Source organism: Streptomyces aculeolatus (assembly GCF_020400605.1).
Taxonomy (GTDB): Bacteria; Actinomycetota; Actinomycetes; order Streptomycetales; family Streptomycetaceae; genus Streptomyces; species Streptomyces aculeolatus.
The window spans coordinates 146,229-166,670 of sequence record NZ_JAINRD010000022.1 but is presented as its reverse complement, the minus strand read 5'-3'; the positions used below and the strand labels follow the sequence as shown (position 1 = coordinate 166,670).

Here is a 20,442-nt window from a genome sequence, read left to right as displayed (position 1 = left end):
GCTCGCGGCGGCCGGCAGGGCCCGAACGACGGACCCTAAAGTCCAACCGGTGTCCGGAAAGTCCAATGGATCGGGGCGCGGCGTCCGTTGTGCCGCGCCCCTCGGCAGGATCAGATGGATCTCATGCACGATCCGGCTCTCCCCGCCCACGAGGACTTCGCACCCGGCACCGGCACCCTGCCGCCGCGCGCCTGGTACGCCCGCTCCGACGCCGCCCGGCTGCCGCTCGACGGAGCCTGGCGCTTCCGGCTCTCCCCCACCGCGACCACCCACGACACGTCCTTCGCCGAACCCGGCCACGACGCCTCCGGCTGGGACGAGATCGCCGTCCCCGGCCACTGGGTGCTCCAGGGCGGCGGGCGGCACGGCGCGCCCGCGTACACCAACACCCCGTACCCCTTCCCGGTCGACCCGCCGCGGGTGCCGGCCGAGAACCCGACCGGCGACCACCTGCGCACCTTCGACCTGCCCGCCGGCTGGCCCGCCGCCCCGCTGCCCGCGGCGGAGGCCGTGCTGCGCTTCGACGGCGTGGAGTCGCACGCGCGGGTCTGGCTGAACGGCACGGAGCTGGGCGAGTTCAAGGGCTCGCGGCTGCCGCACGAGTTCGCCGTCGGCGCACTGCTGCGCCCCGCGGGCAACGTGCTGGCCGTCCGCGTCCACCAGTGGTCCTCCGGGTCCTACCTGGAGGACCAGGACCAGTGGTGGCTGCCCGGCATCTTCCGCGGCGTCACGCTGCTGCACCGGCCCGCGGGCGCCGTGCGCGACTTCTTCGTGCACGCCTCGTACGACCACGCGGCCGGCACCGGCACGCTGCGCGTGGACTGCGCGCCCGGCGGCCGGGTCACCGTGCCCGAGCTGGGCGTCGACACCGCCGCCGGGGAGTCCGTCACGCTGCCCGTCGAGCCGTGGACCGCGGAGGTCCCGCGGCTGTACGCGGCCGAGCTGGCCACCGCGGGCGAGCGGATCCCGCTGCGGGTGGGCTTTCGCACCGCCGCCGTCGAGGACGGCGTGCTCAGGGTCAACGGCCGCCGCATCCTGCTGCGCGGCGTGAACCGGCACGAGTTCCACCCCGAGCACGGCCGCGCCGTCGACGAGGCGACGATGCGGGCGGACGTGCTGCTGATGAAGCGGCACAACATCAACGCCGTACGCACCAGCCACTACCCGCCGCACCCGGCGTTCCTCGACCTCTGCGACGAGCTGGGGCTGTGGGTGGTCGACGAGTGCGACCTGGAGACGCACGGCTTCGGCGCCCTCGGCTGGCGCGGCAACCCGGTCGCCGACGAGCGCTGGACCCCGGCGCTGCTGGACCGCGCGGAGCGGATGGTCGAGCGGGACAAGAACCACCCGTCGGTCGTCATGTGGTCGCTGGGCAACGAGTGCGGCTCCGGCGCCGGGCTGACCGCGATGGCCGACTGGATCCGCGCCCGGGACCCCGGCCGGCCGCTGCACTACGAGGGCGACCCGACCAGCCGCGACGCCGACGTCTACTCGCGGATGTACGCCGACCACGAGGAGGTGCGCCGCATCGGCGAGCGCACCGAGGACCCGCTCGACGACCCGGCGCTGGACGCCCGCAGGCGCGCGCAGCCGTTCGTGCTCTGCGAGTACGCGCACGCCATGGGCAACGGCCCGGGCGGACTGGCCGACTACCAGCGGCTGTTCGAGACGTACGAGCGCTGCCAGGGCGGCTTCGTCTGGGAGTGGATCGACCACGGCCTCGCCCACCCCGAGCTGGGCTTCGCCTACGGCGGCGACTTCGGCGAGGAACTGCACGACGGCAACTTCGTCTGCGACGGGCTGCTGTTCCCGGACCGCACGCCGTCGCCGGGGCTCGTGGAGTTCGGCCACGTGATCCGCCCGGTGCGCATCGAGGCCGGGGACTTTCCGCACCAGGCCGTCGTCACCAACCTGCACGACTTCGCCGGCCTCGACCACCTCGCCTTCACCTGGACGTACGCGGTGGACGGCGCCGCGGTCGAGGGCGGTTCCACCGCGGTGCCGGCGCTGGCTCCGGGCGAGAGCGCGAAAGTCGAGCTGCCGGCGCCCGGCGTGCCGCCCGCCGGCGAGGCGCAGTGGACCGTCACCGCCCGGCTCGCCGCGGACACCGCCTGGGCGAGTGCGGGGCACGTGGTGGCGAGCGGGCAGTGGCCGGCCGCGCCGCGCCCGCCGCTCGCGCGGCCCGCGGGGGCGGCGCCCGTACGCGACGACGGGCTGGTCCGGCTCGGCCCCGCGGTGTTCGACGCGCGGACGGGCGAGCCGCAGACGCTGGCGGGGGTGCCGGTGGCGGGGCTGCGGCTGGAGGTGTGGCGGGCGCCGACGGACAACGACCTCGGCGCCGACTGGCTGACCGGGACGGAGCTGGCCCGGCGCTGGCGCGAGGCGGGGCTGCACCGGATGCGGCACCGGACGGACGCGGTCGAGGTCGCGGACGGCGCCCTGACGGTGCGTACCCGGGTGGCGCCCGCGGCCACCGACCTGGGGCTGGCCGCGGAGTTCCGCTGGAGTGCGGACGCGGACCGGGTGGCGCTGACCGTGTCGGTGGTGCCGGAGGGCGACTGGCGGCTGCCGCTGCCGCGGCTCGGGGTCGGCTTCGCGCTGCCCGCGGCGTACGGTGCGGTGCGCTGGTACGGCGGCGGCCCCGGCGAGGCGTACCCGGACACGGGCACGGCGGCGCTGCTGGGCCGCTGGTCGGCGGGCGTGGACGAGTTGCAGACGCCGTACGTGCGCCCGCAGGAGAACGGCGCGCGCGCCCGGGTGCGCTGGGCCGAGCTGACGGAGGCCGGAGCCGGGGACGGGAGGGGAGCCGCGGCCGGGCTGCGGGTCGAGGGCGAGCCGGAGTTCGCGCTCACGGCCCGGCGCTGGACCACCGCGGAGCTGGCCGCCGCGACGCACCGCCCCGACCTGGTGCCGGGCGACCGGGTCCACGTCACGCTGGACCACGCCCGCCACGGGATCGGCTCGGCGTCCTGCGGTCCCGGCGTGCTGCCGCAGTACGAACTCGCGGCGCGCCCGGCGTCGTTCACGTTCGTCTTCTCCGCCGCGGCCGGGCACTGACGCGCGGGGGCCCGCCCCGCCCGGATCCTCCCGGGCGGGGCGGGCCGTGGCACCGGTCCGGGGACCGGAGACGGTGCCGGCGCCGTCAGAACAGCGAGTACAGCAGGCGGTTCGGCGAACCGGTGCGCGGGTCCTGGACCTTGTTCGGCGTCGTGTTGTCCACGACCGCCTGGCCGACCTGCGCGGGTGTGGCGGAGGGGTTGCCCTGCAGGTACAGCGCGGCGACGCCCGCGGTGTGCGGGGTGGCCATGGAGGTGCCGGAGATGGTGTTCGTGGCGCTGTCGGAGGTGTACCAGCCGGAGGTGATGCTCACGCCGGGCGCGAACAGGTCCAGGCAGGTGCCGAAGTTGGACCACGAGGCGCGCCGGTCGGTGTTGTCCGTGGCGCCGACCGTGATGGCCTCGGGCACGCGCGCCGGCGAGTAGTTGCAGGCGTTCTGCGGGGTGCCGAAGATGTCGCCGTTGCCCGCGGCGATCGCGTAGGTCACGCCGGAGGCGACGGACCGCTTGACGGCGTCGTCGAGCGTGGTGCTGGCGCCGCCGCCCAGGCTCATGTTGGCCACGGACGGGCCGGAGGCGTTGGCGGTCACCCAGTCGATGCCGGCGACGACGCCCGCGGTGCTGCCGGAGCCGCTGCAGCTCAGGACGCGTACGGCGACGAGCTTCGCCTGCTTGGCGACGCCGTACGTGCTGCCGCCGACGGTGCCGGCGACGTGGGTGCCGTGGCCGTTGCAGTCCTGGCCGTTCTGGCCGCCGCCGACGGTGTCGGTGCCGACCGAGGCGCGCCCGCCGAACTCGTTGTGCGTGGTGCGGATGCCGGTGTCGATGATGTACGCGGTGACGTCGGCCGCGGTGGTGTTGTAGGTGTACGTGGTGCTCAGCGGCAGGTCCCGCTGGTCGATGCGGTCCAGGCCCCAGGTGGCGTTGTTCTGGGTGTCCGTGATCCGCATGACGGCGTCCTGCTCGACGTACGCCACCCGCGGGTCGCGGGCCAGCTCGGCCGCCTCCGCCTTGCTCATCTCGGCGGAGAAGCCGCGCAGCGCGGTGCGGTAGACGTGGTCGGGCCTGACGTCCGCGGTGCCGGCGAGGTCGCGGGCGACGGAACGGGTCTCGTCCTTGGCGACCTCGCCGTTCTTCAGCACGACGATCCACTGGCCGTCGATGGCCGTCGCGGGCGGGGCGAGCCGTACATCGCCTTCGGCGGGGGCGCTGCCCTCGGCGGGTGCGCTGTTCGCGCCGGTGCCGGCGGCCAGTTGGAGGCCGGCGGCGAGGCCGAGTGCGGTGAGCACCGTGGCCGCGCGGCGCAGGGGTGTGGGGGTGAGTCTCATCTCGTGCACCAGAACCTTTCGTTGACCGGATCACGGGCAATGAGGTGCAGTGCGGTGCGGGTGGCCCGCCAAGGGGTAGGCGGTGCCCCGGCAGCGTCTCGCATGCCGGACGGCGCCACAAGTGGCAGGTTCACGCCAAATATTGGCCGAAGGCACTGGTGGCGGCCGTGACGCAACGGGACGTGCGGGACTGACGGGGCCTCAGGTCGGTACGGGCCCGGCCGCCGCGACGCCGGCGGCCAGGGCGTCGTGCAGCGCGCGGGCGGCGGGCGGGATGACCCGCGTACGGCTGCGCCAGAGCACCAGGTGGACGGCCGGGACGGCGGCGCCCGCGAGGGGGCGCCAGGTGACCGCGCCGTGCCGCTCCAGCGGGTCGCCGACCACCCCGAAGTCCGGCAGCACCGTCACTCCCAGCCCCTCGGCGACCAAGTGCTTCGCCGCGTCGGGGGTGTCGGCCGCGTACGCCGGCAGCGGCGGGCGGCCGGCGCCGAGGCGGTGCAGCAGCCGGTGGACGAGACAGCCGGAGCGCATCCCGATCAGCGGCTCGGCGAGCAGCTCGACGGCGCCGATCTCGTCCAGCTCCGCCAGCGGGCTGCCGGGGCTCAGGCACACCACGGGGCGGCCGCGCAGCAGTTCGGTGTCGTACAGGTCGGGGTGCGGCTCGTCACCCGCGAGCCGGACGACGAGCCCCAGGTCGAGCGCCCCTTCGACGAGCCCGCGGCGCACCGCGTCCTCGGCCCCGGCGACGATCTCCACCCCCGTCTGCGGATGGCCGGCGCGGAACTCCCGCACCGCGGAGGCCAGCAGCGGCGCGGCGACCGCGCCACCGGTGCCGAGCCGGATCGACCGGCTGACCCGGTGCTGCTCGTCGGCGGCCCGCCGCAGCCGGTCCACGGCGTCGAGCACGGCGGCGATGTGCGGCAGCAGCTCCCGCCCCGCGTCGCTGATGCGCGCCCCGGACCGACGCCGGTCGAGCAGGTCGACGCCCAGCTCGCGCTCCAGGTTCCGTACGGTCTCGCTGAGCGCCGGCTGCGAAAGGTGCAGCGATTCCGCGGCCCGCCGCAGGGAGCCGAACCGGGTGACCGCGGCCACGTATTCCAGCTGCTGTATGCGCACCCCGACTCCCTGCTCCGCCGCAGGTCGAACACCCTAGCGCGGCGGAGTGGCGGGATTTCCGGCCGCGGCGGGGACGTGACCGGAAATCGGCGGATTGCGCTTCGGAATTGCTCCTCCTGAAGCCGGAAATGCCTTGTCACGAAGGTTTGTGAACGCGGTATTTCGAGTCCGTGTAACTTCGCGGCCGCGGACCCGCGCCGCCCCCGTTGGACGATTCCCCTGCCGGCGGGCGCCCGATCGGCGATCCTTGTGCGGTGCCTGATCACCCCGCCGCCACCGGCGACACAGCCGGCGACACGGTCACCGACACCGCCGCCGAGGCCCCCTTGCCGTCGGAGGCCGAGATCTCGCGGCGTATGCGGCTGCGCGCGCGCTGGCTGACGATCATCGGCGCGGTCGCGACGCTGGTGGCGGCGTCGGCCGTCAGCGTGCTGGTGCCCAACCAGACGCGGGGGCGGTACGTCGACGCCGTCGCCATCGAGCGGCAGGGCGCCGAGGAGGAGGTTCCGTCCGGCGGTACGGCCACCTTCACCGCCAGGATCGCGGCGCCGTCCGACAAGGTCGGACTCGTGGTCGGCCTGCAGCCCGCCGACGCACCGGTGACCTGCGAACCGCGGTCGGTGGACGTGGTGGTCCGCGCCGCGGGAGTGCCCGGCGGGGCCTGGCGGCAGCGGTACCCCGGGAGGCTCGGCCCCACGTTCGAGGCCGGGGTGCGCGTCTCCGAGCGGGCGGAGACGGTCTCCGTGGCGGTCACGCCGCACGCCGGGACGCAGGCGGGCGCCTGCGCGTACAAGCCCGATCTGCTCGTCGTCGAGTCGGCACGCACCCCTCTTCTGTGGGTCACCCTGCTCGGAGCGGGCATCGCCGTCGTGGGCGGGCTCGTGGTGGCCCTCCTCGTCTACCTCAGGCGCGACGTGCTCCGGCGCCCCCCGTGGCTCGGCCCCGCGGCCGACATGCAGCGGGCCCGCGCCCGGGAGCGGGCCGCGGAGCGGGCCATCGAGGACGCCCTGCGGCACGGCCGCGGGCGGCCGCCGGAGCCCCGGTGGCCCGCGGACGACGAGGCGCTGGAGCCGGTGGCCGGGACCGACGGAACGCGCGAGGCGGGGGGTACCGGACAGCGGTCCGGGCCCGGGGCCGGGTCGGACGCGCTCGTGCTCGCCGACCTGTGGACCGTCACCCACGCGCGACTCGACAAGTACCACGGCATCGCCCAGACGCAGGCCCGGCACGCCTTCCGCAACGCCCAGGTGGCCATGGGCATCGGCTTCGGCATGCTGATCGGCTTCACCGTCCTCGCCCTGATCGCCGACAACACCGCGACCAGCATCGTCGCCGGGGTGCTCGGCGCCTCCTCGGCCGGGCTCGCCGGGTTCATCGGCCGGACCTTCGTACGCTCCCAGGAGTCGACGGTCGAGACCCTGCGTGCCTACTTCACCCAGCCGCTGGAGTTCTCCCGCTACCTCGCCGCGGAGCGGCTGGTGGACGGCGCGGACCTGACCCGCGAGCAGCGGGCGGAGATCCTCGGCGCGATCGCCCAGGCCATCGTCGCCCAGCCGGGCGCGGTTCCGCAGGACCCGCAGCAGCAGCCGGCCCCCGGCAACGGCCGCTGACCCGGGGCGGGTTGCTGCGCCTGCCCGCCTTCCCCGCGCTTCCCGCCGCCCCCGCGCCTCCCGTACGGCCCGGGCCGGGCCCGGCGCGGAAAGTGCACAGGTACAGACCTCTTGACGCATTGGTCTAGTCCTTTTAACCTGCTCCGCAACCTCGCCGGCACCTGTACGGGCGGGCGCGTCACCCACCCCGCCACGCGCCCGCCGCCCAGCTGCCGCCCGCGCCGTCACCGCGGGCGGCAGCCCCCCTCCCCCGGTTCCGCGCCGCCGTATTCCCGGATCCCGGGAAACGGGAATACGGAGCCGTCCTCCTGTTGTACGCATGGGAGGACCACAGGACGACGGACGATCAGGAGGACCACGTGGCGGCAGCGGACGTGACGGCAGCCGGCGGGCAGGACGAGATCCGGGGCCGGGTGAGCGGCTCCGCACCCGTGCCGCTGTCGGTGCTGGACCTGGCGACCGTGGGCGCCGGGTACACGGCGGGCGACGCGCTGCGCACCGGCGCCGCGCTGGCCCGGCTCGCCGAGGCGCGCGGCTTCCACCGCTACTGGGTCGCCGAGCACCACTCGATGCCGGCCGTCGCCTCCTCCTCGCCCGCCGTGATCCTGGCGTACCTGGCCGCGCACACGGAGACCATCCGGCTCGGCTCCGGCGGCGTGATGCTGCCCAACCACGCCCCGCTCGTGATCGCCGAGCAGTTCGGCACGCTGGAGGCGCTGGCCCCGGGGCGGGTCGACCTGGGCCTGGGCCGCGCGCCCGGCACCGACGGGGCGACGGCGGCGGCGCTGCGCCGCACGGAGCGGCTGCGCGAGGGTGCCGAGGAGTTCCCGCAGCAGCTCGCGGAGCTGATCCGCTTCCTCGACGACGACTTCCCCGAGGGCCATCCGTACCGCAGGATCCACGCGGTGCCGGGCCCGGTACAGGGCACGGCCCCCGGCGGGGTGCAGTCCGGGCACCGGCCGCCGGTGTGGCTGCTGGGCTCGTCGATGTTCAGCGCGCGGCTCGCGGCGGAGCTGGGGCTGCCGTTCGCGTTCGCGCACCACTTCGCCGGGCAGCACACCGGCCCCGCGCTGGAGCTGTACCGCGAGGCGTTCCAGCCGTCGGCCGTGCTCTCCGCCCCGTACGCGCTGATCGGCGTCTCGGTGCTGGCGGCGGAGGACGGGCGCGAGGCGCGGCGGCAGGTCGCCTCGGGGGCGCTGAGCATGCTGCGGCTGCGCACCGGCCGCCCCGGTCTCGTGCCCTCGCCGGAGGAGGCGGAGGCGCACGGGTTCAGCCCGCTGGAGCGGGAGTTCGCCGACTCCTGGATCTCCAACGTGGTGCACGGCACCCCGGACGAGGTCTGCACCGGCCTGGACGACCTGCGCAAGCGCACGGGGGCCGACGAGCTGATGCTCACCTCGAACGTGCACGGACCCGAGGCGCGGCTGCGCTCGTACGAGCTGATCGCCGACGCCTACGGCATGCCGGCCGGACCGGCGGCGGCCGGGTAGCCGGGGCGGCACCCGGAGCCCGTACGGAGCCGGGCTCCGGGCACCGCCCTCAGACGCCTTCGCCGAGCAGCGCGCCGGGGCGCTCCCGGCCGGCGGTGACGTCCACGCGCTCGCCGGTCTCCTCGTCGACGACGCCGACGCGGATCACCGGCGGGCGCGGGCTGTCCAGACCCGCCTTCGCGTCCATCGCGAAGACCACGGACACCGGCCGGCCGGCGCCCTCGGCGCCGTCGGCGCCCTGGCGGCCGGGGTCGTACAGGCCGGTGTAGCGCAGGAAGCGCCAGCCCTCGTCGTCCCAGTGCTCGCGCAGTCCGGAGCGGACGACGTGGGTCACGGTCTGCCACGCGAGCGAGCGTTCCAGCAGCTCGACGGAGCCCTCGACGGGCACCGCCTCCGGGTCGCCCGCCGTGCCGGGCCCGCCGTGCAGCGGGTGCCCGAAGAGCCGCAGCCGCAGTCGGCGCAGCGGCAATCGGACGGCCCGGTCGGGGTCGCCGAAGAGCAGCCAGGCGAGCACCGCGCCCGCGGCCAGCAGGCCGAGCGCGGCGGCAGGACCGTCCCGCAGCGCCTCCCACCAGGGCCCGCCGGCCGGCGCCGGGAGGCCGGCGCCGGCCAGGCCGTCGGCCAGCACGACCGCGCCGCCGGCCAGCACGAACCCGGCCCTGGCGAAGGCCCGTACGCCGATGGGCGCCTTGTCCCGCGCGGTGCAGCCGCAGGACGAGTCGGGCGCGGTGGCCCTGGCGTAGCCGAGGTACGCCGCGAAGCCCGTACCGGCGAGCGCCGCGAGCGCCCCGGTGGCCAGCGGCACCGGCAGGGCCACCAGGGCGAGCGCGACGAGCAGCTCCGCCGCTCCGACCGCGCGCAGCGCGGCCGTGGCGCGCGGCAGCCCGCCGAGCTTGCGCTCCAGTACGGTGCCCGACGCCTGCACCGGGGTGTTGCGTCCGAACAGCTTGGTGCTCCCGCTCCAGCCGAGCACGCCGCCGACCAGCAGTGCGATCATGCTGCCTCCGTCCTCGATGTGGCCGCGGCGGTCAGTGCCCGACCGTGATCCTGGCGATGTCGACCGCCCCGTCCTTGGGCCGCCAGGCGCCGAGCACCAGCGCGTGCTGCCCCATCCGCACGCCCGACAGGTCGTCGGTGAGCGCGGCGCCCGCGTAGGAGGCGGTGGAGCGGCCCGGGACGATGCGGCCGATCAGCTCGCCGCCGTGGTAGCCGAGGGCCAGCCGGTCCTTGCCGATGCCGCGGACGGTGACGTCGAGGTTGACGATGTTCACCCAGACCGCGTCGGCGGCGATGGTGCCGTCGGGCATCTCCAGGCCGCGGGCGTAGAGGCCGTCGCCGGTCTCGACGTCCTCGGCGGTGGTGGGGTGGAGCTTCCAGATGCTGGTGGCGTTGGTGAGCTGGATGCGGTGCTGCTCGCCGTACGAGCCCTTGACGTGCAGCAGGGTGCCACCGTCGATGCCGGTGATCAGGCCCTCGGCGAACGAGGTCTCCGCGACCGCCGGGTCCAGCGGCGGGGTGGGCGCCGCGAACGCGGCGTCGGGGTCCACGGCGCCGAGCGCCGTGGCGCCGACGACGGTGGCGCCGCCGAGTGCGCTGGCGGACAGGAAGCGCCGCCGGTCGAGCGTCGAGTCGGTCGTGCGGTTCATGGCCGGGCCTCCTTCACTCGTAGATCCAGACACCGGTCTTGCCGGAGCTGAGGCTGGCGATCTGGGAGTACGCCGCGGGCGTCAGGTCGAGGATGCGGTTGGTGCGGCAGACGCCGTTGCAGCAGGCCGCCTCGCCGCAGAAGCTCTTGGTGCGCGGGCCGCAGTCGGTGATGGTGATGCAGACGGCCGACTTGGAGCACTCCTGGACGACGCGCATGACGGAGCCGCAGCCGCGCCGCGGGATGCCGCCCTCGCCGCACAGGTCGGGCCGGGTGATGTCCCAGCAGGCGGCGGAGGCGTTCGGCCAGGCGCCGTGGTTCGAGGCGGAGCGGCAGTTGCCGCAGGCGCCGCCGCCGGCGGAGCCGCAGGGGCCCCAGGCGGCGCCGCAGCAGAACCAGGTGGCTTCGCCGCGCCAGAGGTAGTTCGTACTGCAAGCCATGTGTTCGAGCTCCCTTCAGATTGTCCCGTACATGACAGTCCGAAATGCCATGTGGGGGTGGCGTACGGGTACCGAGAGCCCGCCGGGGAACATGGGTGGCGGACGGCCCGAGCGTGACGTGCAGGACACGCACCGTCAATCGGGCGCCGCGGTGCCAGTGGACCGGTCCTCTGGTGTAACCGCCGCGCAAGGCGGTCCGCGAGCGCGCCGCCCCGGGCCCCGTACTGCCGCGGGCGCACCCGTGCCGCTCAGGGCGCTCCCGCCCCCCGCGTGCCGCTCCGCGCTCCCCGCACGCCGCTCCCCCGTGCGGCGGGACGTGACACGATAGGGGCAACCGGCGGGCCGCGCCGGGCAGTTGTGCCAGGAGCACGCAGGAGTACGGGAGAGGGGAGCCCGGTGACCGGTCTCAACAAGGGTGTCGGCAAGGTCGAGATCGCGCTGAAGTGGGACCCCAGTCCCCTCGGCGCGCCCTCCCACGACCTGGACCTGATCGCGGCGACGTACACCGCCGAGGACCCGCACGGCGAGCCGGCCTACCTCGTCCATTTCGACAGCCGCGCCCCCGACGGCACGATCACCCTCCAGCGGCACAGCCAGACCGGCCAGGGCTTCGGCGCCGACGAGGTACTGACGCTGGAGTTCGCGCGCATCGCCCCCGCGTACGCCCGCGTCGTCGTCGGCGTCGCGATCCAGCAGGGCGCCGGGCGGCTGACCTTCGGCGAGGTGACGGGCACCCACGTGCAGGTGCGCGACGGCGTGGACGAGCTGGCCGCCGACGACTTCGGCGCGGTCGGCGCCGCCACCGCCGCGACCGTCGCCGAATTCGTCCGCGAGGAGTCCGGCACCTGGCAGTTCCACCCGGTGGTGCACGGCTTCGACACCGACCCCGCGTCGTTCTCGGCCCTCATGGGGACCGTGGCCGGCGGCTGACGGCACCGCCCCCGGGGGATGTCACCGCGCCACGCGAGGCAGACGGTGGCACCCCCCGGGGGCGGCGCCCGGGGTCTGTCGACCCTAGTGCCGCCAGGTGCTGAGCGAGTCGGACAGCTCCGCCGCGGCGGCCACGACGCGCTCCGTGATGTGCCCGGCGCGCTCGTCGTCGATGCGGAAGTGCGGCCCGGCGACCGTGACCGCGGCGACGACCTTCTCGCCCACCCCGATCGGCGCGGCCACCGCCCACACTCCCTCGTCGACCTCCGCCTCGCTCTTGGACCACCCCTGCGCGGCCACGGCCTGCACCTCCGCCAGCACCGCGTCCCGCTCGGCGGCCGAGGGGGCGGGGCGCAGCCGGTCGAAGTAGCGCTGGGCCCACGCCTCGCCCATCGCGGCGAGCAGCACCTTGGGCCCGGCGCCGCGGTGCAGGCTCATGATCTGCCCCGGCTCGAACGACAGCCGGATCGTGTGCTCGGGGTGGCTCATCTCCACGCAGGTCGCGAAGTCGCCCACCCGCCGGATCACGAGCGCCGCCTCGCCCGTTTCCTTCGACAGCCGCTCGACGAGCGGGCGCAGCACCCGGGAGACCGGGAAGGCCTGCTCCGCGCTGCGGGCCAGCAGGAAGATCCGCGGCGAGAGCACGTACGTGCCGCCGCCGTTGTCCTCCACCATGTCCATCTCGCGCAGCAGCGAGACGAACCGGTACGCGGAGGGGACCGAGATCCCGACGGAGTGCGCGATCTCCTCCACGCTCAGCTCCGGCCCCTTCTCGGTGAAGAGGAGAAGGATCTTCAGCACCCTCCTGGCGCTGTCCACGCCGGGGGTCCGCTCCCGCCCTTCAGACACGATGCGCTCGCCCTTCTGTGCTCGTGGGTGTATCCCCGGGTGCGTCAGGCGGAGTACGTGCCGACGAGCCGGTTCTGCTCGATGACGCGGTCGCCGTACGCGCTCAGGAACTCCTCGCGCGACGGCTCGCCCACGACCGGGGTGTCGAGGGCGTACACCCAGAAATAGTAGTGATGGGTACCGTGCCCCGGCGGCGGCTGGGGTCCCGTATAGGCCTTGTCGCCAAGGGAGTTGGGCCCTTCCCGGACGGCGCCCCCGGATGCGGGCACGGCGGGTGCGGCCGGGTCGATGCCGTAGACCACCCAGTGGGTGAAGCCCTGCGGCAGCGGCGCGTCGGGGTCGTGGAGGATCAGCGCGAGTTCCGCCGTGCCGGCCGGGACTCCGGTGATCTCGATGCCGGGGGCGGCGTTGCCGTGGTCGGCGGCGTGCCGGTCGGGGATCCGCTCGCCGGGGCCGAAGCCGTCGGCGGCGACGGCGAGGTCCTTGATGTTCAGGGGCATGGGACTGCAGTCCTCTCGGTGGCGGGGCGCGGGCGGGTCAGCCCGTCGTCCGGTCGAGCATGCGGACGATCTCGTCCGCGACGGTGTGCGGGTCCTCCTCGGGCAGGTAGTGGTCGAGTCCGGCGAGTTCGACGGCGCGGAAGTCCGGGCGCAGTTCGCGGGTGGCGGCGAAGGCGCGCGGGGAGACGATCGCGCTGTGCTCGCCGCGCAGCAGGGTGACGGGGACGCGGACGGCCGCGGTCTCGGCGGCGAAGTCGCGGCGCAGCCCGTCGACGGTGCGGACCATGGCCGCGGGGTCGGCGAGCGGGCGCAGCGTCGGGCCGGCGGCGGCCGGGGCGTAGCCGTAGCGGCGCCGGCGTCGGACGGCGTCGGCGGGCAGCAGGGGGTAGCGCTCGCGCAGGTACGTCTCGACGTCCGTGCCGGAGGCGAAGGCGCGGTCGCCGCCGCGTACCCGGGCCTCCAGGGCGTCGAGCACCTCCGGTTCGACGTACGGGGTGTAGTCGACGGCGACGACGCCCGCGACCGCCTCGGGATGCTCGGCGGCCAGCACCAGGGCGTTGCGGGCGCCGAGCGAGTGCCCGACGGCCACCACGGGGCCCAGCTCCAGTTCGCGGACGAGTGCGAGCACGTCGGCGGTGTACGCGGCGGCGTCGTAGCCGGCGGCGGGCTTGCCGCTGCGGCCGTGGCCGCGCTGGTCGACGGCGACGGTCCGCACCGTCTCGCCGAGCCGCTCGACCACGGCGTCCCAGACGCCGAGGCTGGCGGTCGTGCCGTGCAGCAGCACGACCGCCGGACCGCTGCCGGCATCGCGTACGCACAGCCCGACGTCCCCGGCGCGCACGTGGGCCAGGCCCGGCAGCGCGTCGGGGAGCGCCGCGGGGGCGGCGTGCGGTGCCGGGTCCGGCTGCTGTGGTACGCGGTTCACGGTCCCTCTCCCCTCCGCTCAGACCGGCTTGATCGCGGAGAGCGCCTTGCGGACGCTCACCAGGCCGTCGACGATGTCGGAGCGCTTGGCGGCGACTTCGCCCTCGCCGTACTCGTACAGGCCGCCGCCGGTCTTCATGCCGAGCCTGCCCTGGGCGGTCAGCTCGGTGACCAGCGAGGAGACGCCGGACTCGGTGGACAGGTCGCGGTTGAGGTAGGAGCCGACGGCCTCGTAGATGTCCAGGCCCGCCATGTCGACCAGCCGCATGGGGCCGATGACGGCGAGCTTGTAGCCGACGCCCCACTTCACGACGGTGTCCAGGTCGCGCTGGGAGACCACGCCCTCCTCGACGAGCGCCATGCACTCGCGCAGCACGGCGTACAGCACGCGGTTCTCGACGAAGCCGGGCACCTCCTTCTCGACCACGGCCTCGTAGCCGAACGCCTCGACGATGCCGACGAGGCGGTCCTCGACCGCGGCGCCGGTGCGCGCGCCCCTGACGATCTCGATCATCGGGATGAGGTGCGGCGGGTTGGACCAGTGCATGCCGATCAGGCGCTCGGGGTGGGCCATGTCCACCGCCATGTCGGAGATCGGGATGCCGGAGGTGTTGGTCGCGATGATCGCGTCGTCCCGCACCGCGTCCTCGACCTGGGCGAGCACCGTCTTCTTCAGCTCCAGCCGCTCCGGCACCGCCTCAATGACGAGGTCGGCGCCGGCGAGCGCCTTGGCCTGGTCGCGTTCGAAGGTGACGGAGCCGCCGGGGGTGACCGGCACGTCGAGGCGGTCGAGGTGCGCGACGACGCCGGCGCAGGTCCCCTCCGCCCGCGCCAGGGCCTCTTCGCTGACGTCGTAGAGCCGTACGTCGGATCCGTAGCGGGCGAGCAGCGCGGCGATGCCGGGCCCCATGCTCCCCGAGCCGAGGACGGCGCTGGTGGTGGGAATGCTCACGATGGTTCCTTTCGTGCTGTGCTGCTGCGGCTGCTTCTCCTGCCCGGGGCGCGCGGGTCCTGCGGGGGCGGGCCCGGCGCGGGCGGGCTCAGCGGGCGGCCTCGAGCCGGTCGAGCTTGCGGTTGAAGTACATCCAGTAGTTGTCGCGGGCGCGTTCGGGGTAGATGCGGCGGTTCTTCTCGACGCTCTCGTCCGCGTCCGGGGGGTCGTACGGCAGCCCGGAGCCGGCCAGCGCGAGCTGGAAGGCGGCGGCCTTCTCCAGGAAGATCCCGGCGAGCGTCGCGTCGCGGACGTTGCGGCCGACGAACGAGGCGCCGTGGTTGGCCTGGAGCACGGCGTCGGCGTCGCCGAGGACCACGGCGAGGTCGCGGCCCAGCTCCTGGGTGGTGATGATGTGGCTGGTGGCGTCGAAGCGCGGGACGCCGTGCTCGGCGAACCACACGCCGTGGTTGTTCACCGGCTCGATCCGCCCGCGGCCGGCGCCGAGGACCGTGGCCTGGAACGGGTGCGAGTGGCCGACGACGTTGACGTCGGGCCGGGCGAGCATGATCTCGGCGTGCAGCGGCCATTCGAGGTGGCGCAGCCCCTGGCCTTCCAGGACGGTGCCGTCGAAGCCGATGAGGATGTAGTCGCCGGCCTGCACCTCCTCCATGCCGAGGTTGCCGCGCTTGAGCCACAGCCCGCGGCCGTGCGGGTCGCGGTAGGACAGGTGGCCCATGGACATGTCGCCGTGGCCCTCCAGCTCCAGGATCCGGTGGGCCCTGGCGAGGTTGTCGAGCACGTTGGCGACGGAGTCGTCCTGGGAGTACAGCGCATCGCTGGTCTGCATCGGAACTCTCCTTCTCACCGGGCCTGGCCGGCCGCGGCCTGCTCGCGGGCCTCGGCGGCGGTCAGGCCGCCGACCCGCTCGTGGACCCGGCCGCCGCTGGCGACGGCCACGCAGATGAACAGCTCGTCGGGGCGCGGCACATCGGGTACGGAGACGGTGACGGCGTCGTAGTGGGAACGGACGTAGACCTCGTCCTTGTACGCCAGCGGGATGTCGAGGCCCGCGCCCGCGGCGGCGGTCTTCGTCGCGGAGGAGATCCACGCGGCGCCGCCGCCGATCGCCTCGCGCAGCGCGTTGCCGAAGACGGTGGTGACGCAGGCGACGACGTGCTCCTGCTCGCCTGCCAGCCCGGCCAGCCCGCCCTTGCCGTAGCTCTCCACCGGCGCGTCGCCGAGGAGGGCCGCGGCCCGCCGGCCGAGCGCCGTCCCCAGCGCGGCGCTCGGCGCGGTGAGCGCGGACAGGTCGTCGGCGTAGGTGCCGGCGAACGGGTTCTTGACGACGACGCCGCACACCGCCTTGCGCAGCGGCCGGGCGGCCACGGGGCCGTTCTCGTGCAGCGTCTCCTCGACCAGGCCGACCCAGCGCCGTACCCGGTAGTCCTTCAGCACCTGCTCCTCGGGGGTCATCAGGGTTGTCTCCTTCTCGTCCTACTGGCTCCGCACGACGGACAGGGCGTGGCGGTTGGGGTTGGTCGGGTCGTACAGGGCCGTTTCGAGGTTCTCCAGCGTGAACTGGTTGCCCTCGGACATCGCGCGGGTGGCGGCGAAGTCGGCGGAGCGACGCTGGCAGCGGTCGGTGAACGGCCGCTCCTGCTCCTCCCAGCCGGCCAGGGCCGCCTCGATCCCGCCGTCGTCGGCCTCGGTGGCGGCGACTGCCAGGGTGTAGGCGTTGGCCATCGCGCAGCCGGCGCCCTGCGCGAGCGCGGGGGGCATGGCGTGTGCGGAGTCGCCGACGAGGGCGACGGCGCCGCGGCGCCACTCGGCGACGGCGGTGGTCTCGTAGCCGTAGTAGCGGGGGTCCGCGGCGGTGGCGGCGGCCTGGAGGACGGGGGTCAGCTCGGGGTACGCGGACGTCCACAGGTCCAGGTCGATGGGGGTGCGGCTGCCCTGCTCGTCGGCGCGGGGCGCGCCGAGGGCCAGGTACAGCTCGCGGTCGTTGCACGGCACGTAGAGGACCCGCAGGTAACGGGGTTCGAGGTTCCAGAAGTCGATGACGTTGTCCCACTCGCCGGGGCCGAGTTCGGCCTTGCGGCGCGGCACGAGGAACCGCGTGATCCCGTCGCGGGACTTCCAGCGCTCCTGCTCGAAGCCTATGGAGTCGCGGACCTTCGACTTCACCCCGTCGGCGCCGACGACGAGGTCGGCGTGGAGGGTCTCGCCGGAGGCGAGGGTGACCCGGCCGCGGGGGTCGGCGGCGACCACCTCGGATCCGGTGCGGATCTCGACACCGGCCGCGAGGGCGGCGTCCAGGAGGCACTTGTGGAGGTAGGGCCGGGTCATGGTGCGCCAGGGCAGGCCGCCGAAGTCCTCGTGGGACACGCTGGCGTGCTGGAAGCGGGTCTCGTAGTACGGCGGCGTCATCGACTCGGCCATCACCGCCTCGTACGCGCCGATGGCCTTCAGCACCTTGAGGCTGTTGTGCCACAGGACGATGCCGGCCCCCTGCTCGCGCAGCTCCGTACCCTTCTCGTGCACCCGCACCGACCACCCGCGCTGCGCGAGCGCCGCGGCGGCGGTCAGGCCCGCGAACCCGGCGCCGGACACCTCCGCGTGGCGCCCCCGCCTGTCAACCGTGGTTTCCATAGCTCCGCTCTCAGTCGTCGTGCCGGCCGCCCGGAGGCGGCCGGCGCGCCTTCAGTTGCCGGCGTCGTTCCCGGCACCGGATCCGGCGCCGGCCTTCGCGGCCTTCTCGACGAACTTCTCCTGGTGGACGTCGGCGACGCTGGGCGTGCCGCCCTTGAGCACGTCCTGGTCGGCGAGGGTGTCGATGGTCGCCTGCCACACCTGCTTGTCCATGGCTCCCAGGCCGTGCTTCTCCGTGACGTCGCTGGTGAAGGTGTGGTCGATGTCCGCCTGGATCTGCCGCTCGAACAGCTCGGCCTTGTCGCGGTTCTCCGGGGAGGACTCGGCGAGGATCTGAGCGGTCTTGTCCGGGTTCTTCATGACGTAGTCGAACGCCTTGACGTAGGCGTTGGTGAAGCGCTGCACCACGTCGGGTTCGTTCTCGACCATGTTGTCGCTGGTGAACAGGCCGGAGCCGTAGCCCTCGTAGCCGTGCTCGGAGCCGAGCAGGACGTCGAGCGAGCCCTCGCCGCCGGCGGCGTCCTCCAGTTGCGGCACCTCGGCGTCGATGTAGCAGGGGACGGTGTCGACCTTGCCCTGGATCAGGTAGTTCTCGTAGGGCGGGGTGACGCTGACCTCCTTGAGGTCGTCGCGGCTCAGGCCGTTGTCCGCGAGCAGCGCCTGGTAGAAGATGAAGGTCGAGCCGGCGGCGTGGATGCCGGCGGTCATGCCCTTCAGGTCGTCGATCGACGTCAGCTTGTTCTTGTCCTTCACCGTGCACATGGCCAGCGGCGAGGTCTGGTTGACGGCGGCCAGGGTGGTGACGGGCACGTCCTGGGAGCGCGCGGTGACGAGCGACGGCAGGTCGCCGAAGCCGAAGTCGGCGCGGCCGGTGCCGACGATGCGCAGCGCGTCGGGCGAGCCGGTGCCGGTCTTGATGCTCTCGACGTCGATGCCCTCGTCCTCGAAGTAGCCGAGCTTGTCGGCGACGTAGAACATGCCGTGGTTGCCGCGGAGTTGGTAGTCGAGCTGCACGGTGACCTTGTCCAGGCCGCCGGCGGAGGAGTCGTCTCCAGAGTCGCCGCCGCAGCCGGCGAGAAGAAGTGCCGCGGTCGTCGCACCCGCGATACCGGCGACGGTTTTCCTGCTCTGCCTGATTTTCTTTCCGGAGGGGAACATGATGGGCTCCTAGTGCAGGAGAGAATGCAAAACCGGATTCAACGGGTGGTGTCGGCCGTGATGTGCGGGAATCGCTTGCGGAGTACGAACTCCAGCAGCGACATCGCGTAATACAGGATCAGGCCGAGCAGGGACACGAGGGTCAGGGCCGCAAACATGAGCGGGGTGTCCAGCTGCGTCGAGGCGAACTGGATGAGATAGCCGAGGCCGTTCTCGGCGCCGGAGAACTCCGCCACCACCGCGCCGATGACGGCGAGGGTGATCGCGATGCGCATGCCGGCGAAGAGGTACGGCAGCGAGGTGGGGATCTGGATACGGGTGAGGATCTGGTTCCGCGACGAGCCCACGGACCGCATGAGCAGCAGCAGGTCCTGGTCGATGGCCTTGAGGCCGACGATCATGTTGAGGGTGATCGGGAAGAACGTGATCACCACGATGAGCAGCAGCTTCGGCGCGAGGCCGTAGCCGAACCAGAGGATGAAGATCGGCGCCAGGGCGACCTTGGGTACGACCTGGAAGAGCACGATCAGGGGGTAGAGCGCGCGCTCCAGCCAGCCGAAGCGGACGATGAGCACGGCGAGCAGCACGCCGACGGCGAAGCTGAGCAGGAAGCCGTAGAGGATCTCCTGGGTGGTGACCCAGGTGGCGTCCCACAGCATGTCGCGCGAGCGCCACATCTCGGCGAGGAACTCGCTGGGCTTGGCCAGCTCGAAGCTGGAGATGCCGAAGACCTCGACGGCCAGCTCCCAGAGCACGAAGCCGGCGACGAAGACGGTGAGGCTGGGCCACACGCGCCGGATCCAGCCGCGGACCGCCCCGCCGCGGGGGCGCCGGCCGCCGGGGCGGCGCCCGGCCGGCTTCTTCACGTCGTCCTGTGCGAGCGCCATGTCAGACCGTCGCTTTCGGTTCCAGGTGGCCGCGCAGCCGGCCCGTGTACTCGGTGAACACGGGGTCGTCGAGCACCTCGCGGGTGCGCGGCCGGGGCAGGGCGACGTCGAGCGTCTCCAGGAAGCGCCCCCGGTCCAGACCCATCACGTGCACGGTGTCGGAGAGGAAGACCGCCTCGGAGATGGAGTGGGTGACGAAGACGACCGTCTTGCCGGTCGCCGCCCAGATCTCGGCGAGCTTCAGGTTCATCTCGTCCCTGGTGATGGCGTCCAGCGCACCGAACGGTTCGTCCATCAGCAGGATCGCCGGGTCCATGGCCAGCGCGCGGGCGATGGACACGCGCTGTGCCATGCCGCCGGACAGCTCGTGCGGCAGCTTGTCCTCCGCCGCGGCGAGGCCGACCAGCTCCAGCGCCCGGCGCGCCGCGGGGGCGGCGTCGGCGGCGCGCTCGCCCGCCGCGATCTGCCGCAGCATGCTCGCGTTCTGCACCGCGGACTTCCACGGCAGCAGCGCGGGCCGCTGCGGTACGAGGCCGATGAAGCGGCCCTTGACCGCGTCCGCGGCCGGCTGCCCGCCGATCCGCACCGTGCCTTCCGTGGGTTCGAGAATGCCGCCCAGGATTTTCAGCAGCGTGCTCTTGCCGCATCCTGAGGGGCCGAGCAGCGTGACAAAGCTGCCGGGGGTGATGTCGAGGTCCAGGTTCTCCAGAACCGTCTGTTCCTGCTCGCGCCGAGCAAAACTCATCGCGATACCCTGCGCTGAAATCCCCATGGATTCCATGGAAAGCTCCTCTCCGCGCATCAGAGCGACACCGGAGTTGGCCGATCGGGTTATCACTATCTAAGAATGTGTTATCAAGCACGTTAGGCAGGTCACCCCGAGGCCGTCAAGAGAGGAAACATGGTTTTCCCCCGGACGACCCAGC

Annotated in this window: 19 protein-coding genes; 4 read left to right on the top strand and 15 right to left on the bottom strand. The window is 73.6% G+C overall.

What is annotated here, in order from left to right; all coding sequences use genetic code 11:
- The first annotated feature begins 114 nt into the window (after positions 1–114).
- Positions 115–3,057 (top strand): glycoside hydrolase family 2 TIM barrel-domain containing protein, encoded by a 2,943-nt coding sequence (locus LG396_RS29925; protein WP_225797171.1) that lies wholly within the window; start codon positions 115–117, stop codon positions 3,055–3,057.
- An 85-nt stretch (positions 3,058–3,142) separates the two neighbouring features.
- Here LG396_RS29925 and LG396_RS29920 read toward each other — a convergent pair whose 3' ends face one another.
- Positions 3,143–4,393, bottom strand: a complete 1,251-nt coding sequence (locus tag LG396_RS29920) for a S8 family peptidase (RefSeq protein ID WP_225797170.1) — start codon at positions 4,391–4,393, stop codon at positions 3,143–3,145.
- A 192-nt stretch (positions 4,394–4,585) separates the two neighbouring features.
- Positions 4,586–5,500 (bottom strand): LysR family transcriptional regulator, encoded by a 915-nt coding sequence (locus tag LG396_RS29915; protein ID WP_225797169.1) that lies wholly within the window; start codon positions 5,498–5,500, stop codon positions 4,586–4,588.
- A gap of 254 nt (positions 5,501–5,754) precedes the next feature.
- Between LG396_RS29915 and LG396_RS29910 the strand changes: the two genes are divergently transcribed.
- Together LG396_RS29910 and LG396_RS29905 are read left to right on the top strand one after the other, a co-directional pair.
- Positions 5,755–7,110, top strand: a complete 1,356-nt coding sequence (locus LG396_RS29910; RefSeq protein ID WP_225797168.1) for a TRADD-N-associated membrane domain-containing protein — start codon at positions 5,755–5,757, stop codon at positions 7,108–7,110.
- Between the two features lie 359 nt (positions 7,111–7,469).
- Complete coding sequence (locus tag LG396_RS29905; protein WP_225797178.1) at positions 7,470–8,600, top strand: LLM class flavin-dependent oxidoreductase; 1,131 nt, start codon at positions 7,470–7,472, stop codon at positions 8,598–8,600.
- A 49-nt stretch (positions 8,601–8,649) separates the two neighbouring features.
- Here the strand turns inward: LG396_RS29905 and LG396_RS29900 are convergent, their stop codons facing one another.
- From LG396_RS29900 to LG396_RS29890, 3 genes are read right to left on the bottom strand one after another with little or no spacing between them, the layout of a single operon-like run.
- Complete coding sequence (locus LG396_RS29900) at positions 8,650–9,597, bottom strand: MauE/DoxX family redox-associated membrane protein (RefSeq protein WP_225797167.1); 948 nt, start codon at positions 9,595–9,597, stop codon at positions 8,650–8,652.
- 31 nt (positions 9,598–9,628) lie between these two features.
- On the bottom strand, positions 9,629–10,246 hold the full coding sequence (locus LG396_RS29895) for a hypothetical protein (protein WP_018837309.1): 618 nt from the start codon (positions 10,244–10,246) through the stop codon (positions 9,629–9,631).
- Positions 10,247–10,259: 13 nt separating this feature from the next.
- Positions 10,260–10,685, bottom strand: a complete 426-nt coding sequence (locus tag LG396_RS29890; protein ID WP_018837308.1) for an RlpA-like double-psi beta-barrel domain-containing protein — start codon at positions 10,683–10,685, stop codon at positions 10,260–10,262.
- 396 nt (positions 10,686–11,081) lie between these two features.
- Here LG396_RS29890 and LG396_RS29885 point away from each other — a divergent pair, with 396 nt between their 5' ends.
- A complete protein-coding gene (locus LG396_RS29885) occupies positions 11,082–11,615 on the top strand; it encodes a TerD family protein (RefSeq protein ID WP_037742956.1) in 534 nt (177 codons plus the stop codon).
- An 84-nt stretch (positions 11,616–11,699) separates the two neighbouring features.
- Here LG396_RS29885 and LG396_RS29880 read toward each other — a convergent pair whose 3' ends face one another.
- The 10 genes from LG396_RS29880 to LG396_RS29835 form a co-directional block, all read right to left on the bottom strand.
- Positions 11,700–12,464: an IclR family transcriptional regulator gene (locus LG396_RS29880; protein WP_225797166.1), complete on the bottom strand. Its 765-nt coding sequence runs from the start codon at positions 12,462–12,464 to the stop codon at positions 11,700–11,702.
- Between the two features lie 44 nt (positions 12,465–12,508).
- On the bottom strand, positions 12,509–12,964 hold the full coding sequence (locus tag LG396_RS29875; protein ID WP_100301656.1) for a YbhB/YbcL family Raf kinase inhibitor-like protein: 456 nt from the start codon (positions 12,962–12,964) through the stop codon (positions 12,509–12,511).
- Positions 12,965–13,001: 37 nt separating this feature from the next.
- Positions 13,002–13,889, bottom strand: a complete 888-nt coding sequence (locus tag LG396_RS29870) for an alpha/beta fold hydrolase (protein WP_225797165.1) — start codon at positions 13,887–13,889, stop codon at positions 13,002–13,004.
- An 18-nt stretch (positions 13,890–13,907) separates the two neighbouring features.
- Positions 13,908–14,840, bottom strand: coding sequence for a 3-hydroxyacyl-CoA dehydrogenase NAD-binding domain-containing protein (locus tag LG396_RS29865; RefSeq protein WP_225797164.1), 933 nt, complete (start codon positions 14,838–14,840; stop codon positions 13,908–13,910).
- Between the two features lie 88 nt (positions 14,841–14,928).
- Positions 14,929–15,669, bottom strand: coding sequence for a class II aldolase/adducin family protein (locus LG396_RS29860; protein WP_130457467.1), 741 nt, complete (start codon positions 15,667–15,669; stop codon positions 14,929–14,931).
- Between the two features lie 14 nt (positions 15,670–15,683).
- A complete protein-coding gene (locus LG396_RS29855; protein WP_225797163.1) occupies positions 15,684–16,295 on the bottom strand; it encodes an amino acid synthesis family protein in 612 nt (203 codons plus the stop codon).
- Positions 16,296–16,316: 21 nt separating this feature from the next.
- On the bottom strand, positions 16,317–17,471 hold the full coding sequence (locus tag LG396_RS29850; RefSeq protein ID WP_225797162.1) for an FAD-dependent oxidoreductase: 1,155 nt from the start codon (positions 17,469–17,471) through the stop codon (positions 16,317–16,319).
- Between the two features lie 51 nt (positions 17,472–17,522).
- The gene (locus LG396_RS29845; protein WP_100301651.1) at positions 17,523–18,629 is read right to left on the bottom strand and encodes an ABC transporter substrate-binding protein; all 1,107 of its coding nucleotides are present in this window, start codon (positions 18,627–18,629) and stop codon (positions 17,523–17,525) included.
- 38 nt (positions 18,630–18,667) lie between these two features.
- A complete protein-coding gene (locus tag LG396_RS29840; protein WP_018837298.1) occupies positions 18,668–19,516 on the bottom strand; it encodes an ABC transporter permease in 849 nt (282 codons plus the stop codon).
- A gap of 1 nt (position 19,517) precedes the next feature.
- Entirely contained in the window at positions 19,518–20,261 is a 744-nt protein-coding gene (locus tag LG396_RS29835) for an ABC transporter ATP-binding protein (RefSeq protein ID WP_018837297.1), read from the bottom strand.
- Positions 20,262–20,442: the final 181 nt, after the last annotated feature.

Coding starts and splice junctions, on each gene's coding strand:
- LG396_RS29925 (WP_225797171.1), top strand. CDS start 115: ATGGATCTCATGCACGATCCGGCTCTCCCCGCCCACGAGGACTTCGCA.
- LG396_RS29900 (WP_225797167.1), bottom strand. CDS start 9,597: ATGATCGCACTGCTGGTCGGCGGCGTGCTCGGCTGGAGCGGGAGCACC.
- LG396_RS29895 (WP_018837309.1), bottom strand. CDS start 10,246: ATGAACCGCACGACCGACTCGACGCTCGACCGGCGGCGCTTCCTGTCC.
- LG396_RS29890 (WP_018837308.1), bottom strand. CDS start 10,685: ATGGCTTGCAGTACGAACTACCTCTGGCGCGGCGAAGCCACCTGGTTC.
- LG396_RS29875 (WP_100301656.1), bottom strand. CDS start 12,964: ATGCCCCTGAACATCAAGGACCTCGCCGTCGCCGCCGACGGCTTCGGC.
- LG396_RS29860 (WP_130457467.1), bottom strand. CDS start 15,669: ATGCAGACCAGCGATGCGCTGTACTCCCAGGACGACTCCGTCGCCAAC.
- LG396_RS29855 (WP_225797163.1), bottom strand. CDS start 16,295: ATGACCCCCGAGGAGCAGGTGCTGAAGGACTACCGGGTACGGCGCTGG.
- LG396_RS29850 (WP_225797162.1), bottom strand. CDS start 17,471: ATGGAAACCACGGTTGACAGGCGGGGGCGCCACGCGGAGGTGTCCGGC.
- LG396_RS29845 (WP_100301651.1), bottom strand. CDS start 18,629: ATGTTCCCCTCCGGAAAGAAAATCAGGCAGAGCAGGAAAACCGTCGCC.
- LG396_RS29840 (WP_018837298.1), bottom strand. CDS start 19,516: ATGGCGCTCGCACAGGACGACGTGAAGAAGCCGGCCGGGCGCCGCCCC.
- LG396_RS29835 (WP_018837297.1), bottom strand. CDS start 20,261: ATGAGTTTTGCTCGGCGCGAGCAGGAACAGACGGTTCTGGAGAACCTG.